We start from the raw sequence: 6,796 nt of genomic DNA on the forward strand, positions 1-6,796 counted from the left end.
AAAGATACGTTCTGTGCAGCAAAACGCAAAGATTAATATTTCACCATCTTTGCGCGACCAAAAGAAAAAGACATATCCCATGAAATCAAGTAACGCTTCAGGTACTTTTTTGCATCTCTTTCTCCCTCGCCATCTCCCAAATAAAAGGCATATTATTACTTTCCCCTATAATATCCATTATCACTCCATGCTGACCACAAGTCATACATTTCTACATAATGTTCTTTGATAAATCCTTGTATTTTACGTACATCCAAATCATTTATCGTACCTTGCTTCATCAGTTCTGTATCGCCGTTACCTTTTACAAAAAACTTTGCTGAACCAGCTTCAGTCAACCGTTTGTCACTAGCATGTACATGCATGCATTCAATAATACACTTACTTGTAAAATAAAGATAATATCCACAAACTTTAAAATCAAAGTACTTTGGCATAATCCTTCTCCATATACTTCACATTAGCCTGATAAAGCTTGTTGACCTTATACGCTTCGATATCATCCATATTAGTTTCTACAAGCTCATTATTATAGAAATAAGCGGCATGATCAGGCTTATGCAAATTTATAACAGTTACACCCTCGCCCCTATCAATAAACGCATATCCTTGAACGATAACCTCAGCAGCATCTGCTAATTTTTGAACATCAGCCATAACGCACCTCCACTTTTTTTATCGGCGCTAAAAATTTCTTAGCATTAAAATATAAGTTATCCAGCATGGGAAGTAAGTCAATATAGTCTTCAACCACACCTAACTTTTCGTGCAAACAATCAACAACAATGTATCCATATGGAGCATCCCATTCTTTAACTTTTAAATATTTCACTAACCTATCTGATGTTTTAAAACGAAAATCATAACCGCCATAAGAAAAAGTCGTAAACCCATCTTTGTTGCTCAAATAAGCTGTATCTTTGTTCTCCATATTTTCACCACCTCATAAATTGCTGATCAGCTCTACTCAAATTATATCACACGAATAAATTTTTGATAACTATTTATCACTTCAAAAAGCCGCCACGCTCACGCGCAGCGGCTCACAGCAAGTCACTTACAACACTGCTAGATATGCTTGCACCAACCGCTGCTTCTCTTTGGTAGCTTTACGGAGCTAAGCCTCTCATTCCTCGCCTGTAGATATTTTGTTATACTCTATATCTTGGTCAGGAACAGGTTGGATTGTCAAAAGTGGGGAGTTAAATATTTATTTACCTACCCACTCTTTACTTTTAACAACATCAATACCATCATCATTACTTGCAAATATAATTTTAACTAACGGTTTTTTACTATCATCTAAACTATTTTCATTATCGTCATACCAAAAATAAACATCACCAGATTTTTCTTCAACATCTGCATCTAAAATACCTCTAGCATTAAATATTTGACGTACATCTCTATAAGGCATTCCTATATTAACTTTATTAAATTGATTTTTATTTACAAGATATGTTTTTCGATTATACACCAATTTACTATATTCATTTTGAATGTCATAAAACCCATCTTCTACCATAATATTATAAAAATCATCTAATTTAATACATAAATCTTTAACCTTTTTATTTGGATGTTTTTTGCTAACCTCTAACCTTCTATCTTCACTATTATATAAATCACTAATGGAGTCTATTTGAACTTCTATCAAATCACAATATTTATCTAGTTCTTTGCTATGCCTAGTTTTTGTAAATTGAAAATATATATCTGATAAATTCTTTTCTTTATTATATAATTTAGTCGATATTATAGAATCGAACTCTTCAACAGTTTCACTATGCTTTAAAGCAAGTTCATATTCAGAAACAAACGATATGTAATCATTTTTTAATGGTAAGAAAATAACATCATTTAAATATTTAGCTTGATCAACCTTACTCTTAGAAGATATATCGACATCATTATCATCATTATTTGAGCAACCAAATATTAACTGTGATATCGCTAAAATTACCAAAGTAAATATAAAGAAATTTTTTCTACTCAACGTAATTCTCCTCCCTGATGCTTCCGATATATTAATTCGTAAACTTAGCATCATCGAACTCTTGTAGTCTGCTATTTGTTTGTAAGCATCAAAAAGTAAGCGTCAAATATGACACCTTTGACGGAGCGCCTTTGCATACATGAACATGAGGCGGTTCGCCATCTTCGCGCGACCAAAAGAAAAAGACATATCCCATAAAATCAAGTAACGCTTTAGGCACTTTTTTGCATCTCCTTCTCTTTCTCCCTCGCCATCTCCCAAATCAAAGGCATATTGTTACGCAGATAACGCTCCTGCATCATAATATCATCCTCTGAAAAGCCAAAGGCCTTGGTATTCGCAATGCACGGAAGCTGCCACTCCGAAAAATCAAAACCAGTAGCATTCGGACGTTCAAAACGAGCTACAATACTTGCAAACCCATCTTTGTTACGTGAAATATTAGAAAAAGTAAGAACAACCTCATTTATAGTGCTGTAATAGTTCGTCATAACAATTACCTCCATTCAAGTATCCTATCTATATATCATTATACCATAGACCTCATACTCTGAGCATTTATTTATCACTTCAAAAAGCCGCCACGCTCACGCGCAGCGGCTCACAGTAGTTCACTTACCACACTGCCACATATGCTGCTTTTCATCGGCAGCTTGTAAAGATAAGCATTTCATTCTTAGCAAAGACCATAACATCATTTCAAAGTGCAACTCAATCAAAGGATTTTCTCACAACATATGTAGTTTTGCCGTCAGGAATATCCGGATTCTGCTCGAAAATAGAGCATAGTACAGATGTTAATTTATTGGTAGCAGCCTCTATCTGCATATTGATGGTGTAAACCTGATGCTGATAAACTTCCTTACCTTTGGAATTTTTAAACTTTATCTTCTTGTTATGCTTGGGTCCAAGGGCATACAGATAAACAGCATGATATTTTTCATTAGGATTCTTTATCTTGGAATCATTGACGAATTTACCATTGTAAGACGGGTGGAATTCAAGCGTCGAGGCAAAATCATCAATGTACTTAACTATTTCAGGTGTCATCTTCGGTGTTTCCGTCACATCCTTAATGTAACTGGGATATCTGTAATATTTTCCGTCCTGAGGTTTTACTACAACATTCTCCACCTTCTTATCGGGCTCAGGCGCAGGCTTTTTGTCCTTGGCATCATCACCGCAGCCTGCCGCCAAAAGCAGCGCTACCAGCAGACCTGCTGTAGCCAGATACTTCCATTGCTTTTTCATAATCTTCGCCTCCTTTTTTTACATCTGCTTAAGCTTTTGCTTTTCTCTACGCTTATTATATGCCAGAGAGCGAAAAAGCGCCCCACCCCAAAAGCCGTTTTAGGGTAGGACGCTCAAAATTTTTATCGATTTATGCTAAAGCAGGTCAGTCAAATCTTTTTTTCACAACATATGTAGTTTTGCCATCAGGAATATCCGGATTCTGTTCGAAAATAGAGCATATTACAGACTTTAATTTATCGGTAGCGGCATCTATCGTCATATTGATGCTGTAAACCTCCTGCTGATAAACTTCCTTACCTTTGGAATTTTTAAACTTGATCTTATTGTTATGATTGGGCCCAAGGGCAGACATATTGATATAGTGAGTTTTTTCTTCTGGATTCTTTATCAGGGAGTTATTGGTGAATTTGCCCTTAGAATCCGGATGGAATTTAAGCGTCGAGGCAAAATCATCAATGTACTTAACTATTTCCGGTGTCATCTTCGGTGTTTTTGTCACATCCTTGATGTAATCAGGATATCTGTAATATTTTCCGTCCTGAGGTTTTACTACAACATTCTCCACCTTCTTCTCCGGCTCAGGCGCAGGCTTCTTGTCCTTGGCATCATCACCGCAGCCTGCCGCCAAAAGCAGCGCTGCAATCAATCCTGCCGTTGCCAGATACTTAAAATGCTTTTTCATAATGTACGCCTCCTTTTATCCAGCAAAATATTTTTCCTCTACGCTTATTATATGCCCGATGGCGAAAAAGCGCCCCACCCCAAAAGCCGTTTTAGGGTAGGACGCTTAAAAATTTTTATCGATTTATGCTAAAGCAACTTATTTAAAAACCTTCTTCATGATTGTTCTGCTCTTACCGTCCGGAATGGCCTCATTCTGCTCATAAACAGAATACTCAACATACATAACTTTATTGGTATCTGCCTTTACAGACATACGGATGTGATAAACCTCCTGCTGATAAACTTCCTTCCCCTTAGAATTTTTAAATTTGTTATTGCGATTATGATTGCTGCCATTGGCATGCAGCCAGATACGATGGTATTCTTCATTAGGTCTATTAATGCGTGAATCATTAAGGAATTTACCTTTTTCAGACGGCGCCAATTTTACGGTCGAAGCAAAATCATCTACATATTTAATCATCTCAGGCGTCATTTCCGGCGTTTTGGTTACATCATCAAGATAGGAAGGATATCTGTAATATTTTCCCTCTGGCGGTTTAACCACCGGTGCTTGGGCTTTTTTATCTACCTTCTGCTCTGTCTTGGTGTCCGGCTTATCAACTTTCTTCTTGTCCTTGGCATCATCGCCGCAGCCTGCCGCCAAAAGCAACGCTGCAATCAATCCTGCCGTTGCCAAATACTTAAAATGCTTTTTCATAATCTACTCCCCCTTTTTTACATCTGTTTAAGCTTTTTGCTTTTCTCTACGCTTATTATATTCCAGGGAGCGAAAAAGCGCCCTACCCCAAAAGCCGTTTTAGGGTAGGACGCTTAAAATTTTTCGTTTTTTTAGCTAAAAAAGTTATTTTTCAGTGGAAATTGCTTCTTTAGGCAAAAGCTCAGGCAGTTTTGCCCTTCAGCTTAAGCACTAATGCCAGCAGCAGGCTTACTACAAAGCAGGCGCTGAAGAAGTACAGCGTAAAGCTATAGCTGTGGGTGCGCTCGTAAATTACGGATAAAAGCAGCGGTCCTGCAATACCTGCCAGGCCCCACGCTGTTAAAATACGTCCGTGGATTGCACTCAGCTGCTTCGTGCCAAACAAATCGCTCAAATACGCCGGCATGCAGGAAAAGCCACCGCCATAGCAGGTGATGATAACAAACACCAGCAGTTGGAACATAAAGCTTTCATTTACACCACCCAAAAGGTAGAAGCCCACAATCTCAATCACGAAAAATGCCAGATAGGTATTTGCGCGACCAATATAGTCAGAAATAGTAGACCACACAATACGACCGCCGCCATTCAGCAGGCCGATGATGCCAACCATAGACGCCGCCGCAATCGGAGACATACCGATAACCTCCTGTGCCATAGGCGATGCTACAGCCAAAAGGCCGATACCGCAGGTGATATTCGTAAAGAAAATCCACCATAAAGCATAGAACTGCCATGTATGCATAGCCTCCTTCACAGTGTACTGCACACGCTCAGGCATCTGCGCTTTAAACTGTCCCTTGCCTGCTGCAGTTTCCTGCTTTGGCGGCTCCAGATAAAGTGCGGAAGCAGTCATAACTACTGCGTAAATACAGGCCAAAATCACAAAGTTTTCTATCAGGCCGTACTTAGCAATCAAAATCTGCATCAACGGGCCAGCAACGAGGCTGGCAAAGCCGAAGCCCATAATCGCCAGGCCAGTTGCGAGACCACGATTATTGGGGAACCACTTCACCAGTGTAGACACCGGCGTAATATAGCCTGTTCCCAGACCAATACCGCCGATAACGCCGTAAAAAAGATATAACAACAGCAGGCTGTGCTGCGTCAGTGCATAGGCTGTACCCAGCAACCCACTTACGAAAAAGCACATGGATATCAAACCGCTGCGGCGTGGGCCGTATTTTTCTACATACGTTCCCAAAAAGCCCGCGGAAGTACCCAGGAACAAAATCGCCAGTGAAAAGGTCCAGGTAACCTCCTTCAGTGAAAAACCCATAGCCTGCATAATAGGCTTCGTCAGTACACTCCATGCGTATACGCTGCCAATGCTGATGTGAATGCCAATGGCTGCCAGCACGATCAGCCATCTGTTTTTTGTCTGTTGCATCATGAATACCTCTCTTTATAAGTATTACCTAGTCACCCGGGCTTTCTCTTTTGCTCCTTATAAAGAAAAAACGTCTGGGCGATTTTGCCCAGACGGTCGGCGCATACATTCATCTGCCTCCACGTGGTCAATTCCACTTATCCGTCAGGAAGCAGACTGCATTAGGTTATGACTCTATTATACACAAATTTCCGCAATTGTCAACATATAGTGTTTTGTTAATATTTTATTACTATATAATGTAGAGTCCCCCTTCCGCCTCACTTCGTTCGGCACCTTCCCCAAGGAGGCACAACCCTCAGTCATCGCCTACGGCGATGCCAGCTCCCTTGACGCTAAGACCCAGTTTGTCGCAAGCTACGCGCCGCGAGAAACTGTTGGTCGTGCTAATGTCGCTTGCGACGCAGGGAGCATATAGAAGGTAACACGCTGTACTAAACTGAGCAATTAATATATCGTGTAAGGAATAGCAATTTTAGCAAATGAGTGCATGGAAGCACAGGAACAAGGGTACGTAGCTTACTGTTACCATCTGACAAATTTTACCGAAGTTCCGTCTTGCTTCCGCACGAAATTTGCGTTATGCCCTAAGGCATGGGAAAATTGCTACTGACTGGAGCGATATTTAATTGCGATGCACTCAACCCCTCTCCGTCATCTCTTCGCGATGCCACCTCTCCCCTAGAAGAGGCAAGAAGGACAGCAGAACACTCTAACAAAATCGAGTAGGAGACTGCTCATTATTTGAGCAGTCGACCTCTCACACCACCGT

At 40.2% G+C, this 6,796-nt stretch carries 10 protein-coding genes; all 10 read right to left on the bottom strand.

All coding sequences use genetic code 11. The features are described from left to right. Nucleotides 1-155: 155 nt before the first annotated feature. Nucleotides 156-437, bottom strand: coding sequence for a DUF4160 domain-containing protein (locus Q0612_RS06715; RefSeq protein ID WP_298882405.1), 282 nt, complete (start codon nt 435-437; stop codon nt 156-158). Beyond that, nucleotides 421-657 carry a hypothetical protein gene (locus tag Q0612_RS06720; RefSeq protein WP_210683839.1) on the bottom strand — a complete coding sequence of 79 codons (237 nt, stop codon included), beginning with the start codon at nt 655-657 and terminating at the stop codon, nt 421-423. Before Q0612_RS06720 ends, Q0612_RS06715 begins: the two co-directional genes overlap by 17 nt. Continuing rightward, entirely contained in the window at nt 650-931 is a 282-nt protein-coding gene (locus Q0612_RS06725) for a hypothetical protein (protein ID WP_009144797.1), read from the bottom strand. Before Q0612_RS06725 ends, Q0612_RS06720 begins: the two co-directional genes overlap by 8 nt. A 279-nt stretch (nt 932-1,210) precedes the next feature. Beyond that, nucleotides 1,211-1,996, bottom strand: coding sequence for a hypothetical protein (locus Q0612_RS06730; protein ID WP_298882408.1), 786 nt, complete (start codon nt 1,994-1,996; stop codon nt 1,211-1,213). A gap of 88 nt (nt 1,997-2,084) precedes the next feature. Next, nucleotides 2,085-2,192, bottom strand: coding sequence for a DUF4160 domain-containing protein (locus Q0612_RS11935; protein WP_367181703.1), 108 nt, complete (start codon nt 2,190-2,192; stop codon nt 2,085-2,087). A 16-nt stretch (nt 2,193-2,208) separates the two neighbouring features. Then, nucleotides 2,209-2,487, bottom strand: a complete 279-nt coding sequence (locus Q0612_RS06735; RefSeq protein WP_178872753.1) for a hypothetical protein — start codon at nt 2,485-2,487, stop codon at nt 2,209-2,211. Between the two features lie 220 nt (nt 2,488-2,707). After that, complete coding sequence (locus Q0612_RS06740) at nt 2,708-3,247, bottom strand: hypothetical protein (RefSeq protein ID WP_298882418.1); 540 nt, start codon at nt 3,245-3,247, stop codon at nt 2,708-2,710. A gap of 145 nt (nt 3,248-3,392) precedes the next feature. Continuing rightward, entirely contained in the window at nt 3,393-3,932 is a 540-nt protein-coding gene (locus Q0612_RS06745; RefSeq protein WP_298882421.1) for a hypothetical protein, read from the bottom strand. Nucleotides 3,933-4,070: 138 nt separating this feature from the next. Beyond that, nucleotides 4,071-4,634 carry a hypothetical protein gene (locus tag Q0612_RS06750; RefSeq protein WP_293829763.1) on the bottom strand — a complete coding sequence of 188 codons (564 nt, stop codon included), beginning with the start codon at nt 4,632-4,634 and terminating at the stop codon, nt 4,071-4,073. 181 nt (nt 4,635-4,815) lie between these two features. Next, nucleotides 4,816-6,027 (bottom strand): OFA family MFS transporter, encoded by a 1,212-nt coding sequence (locus Q0612_RS06755; RefSeq protein ID WP_298882427.1) that lies wholly within the window; start codon nt 6,025-6,027, stop codon nt 4,816-4,818. Nucleotides 6,028-6,796 lie beyond the last annotated feature (769 nt).

It is taken from the genome of uncultured Phascolarctobacterium sp. (assembly GCF_937920985.1).
Classification (GTDB): Bacteria; Bacillota; Negativicutes; order Acidaminococcales; family Acidaminococcaceae; genus Phascolarctobacterium_A.

Bases quoted from the DNA above. Each gene is read 5' to 3' on its own strand.
- Q0612_RS06715 (WP_298882405.1), bottom strand. From the start codon at position 437: ATGCCAAAGTACTTTGATTTTAAAGTTTGTGGATATTATCTTTATTTT.
- Q0612_RS06720 (WP_210683839.1), bottom strand. From the start codon at position 657: ATGGCTGATGTTCAAAAATTAGCAGATGCTGCTGAGGTTATCGTTCAA.
- Q0612_RS06725 (WP_009144797.1), bottom strand. From the start codon at position 931: ATGGAGAACAAAGATACAGCTTATTTGAGCAACAAAGATGGGTTTACG.
- Q0612_RS11935 (WP_367181703.1), bottom strand. From the start codon at position 2,192: ATGGGATATGTCTTTTTCTTTTGGTCGCGCGAAGATGGCGAACCGCCT.
- Q0612_RS06735 (WP_178872753.1), bottom strand. From the start codon at position 2,487: ATGACGAACTATTACAGCACTATAAATGAGGTTGTTCTTACTTTTTCT.
- Q0612_RS06740 (WP_298882418.1), bottom strand. From the start codon at position 3,247: ATGAAAAAGCAATGGAAGTATCTGGCTACAGCAGGTCTGCTGGTAGCG.
- Q0612_RS06745 (WP_298882421.1), bottom strand. From the start codon at position 3,932: ATGAAAAAGCATTTTAAGTATCTGGCAACGGCAGGATTGATTGCAGCG.
- Q0612_RS06750 (WP_293829763.1), bottom strand. From the start codon at position 4,634: ATGAAAAAGCATTTTAAGTATTTGGCAACGGCAGGATTGATTGCAGCG.
- Q0612_RS06755 (WP_298882427.1), bottom strand. From the start codon at position 6,027: ATGATGCAACAGACAAAAAACAGATGGCTGATCGTGCTGGCAGCCATT.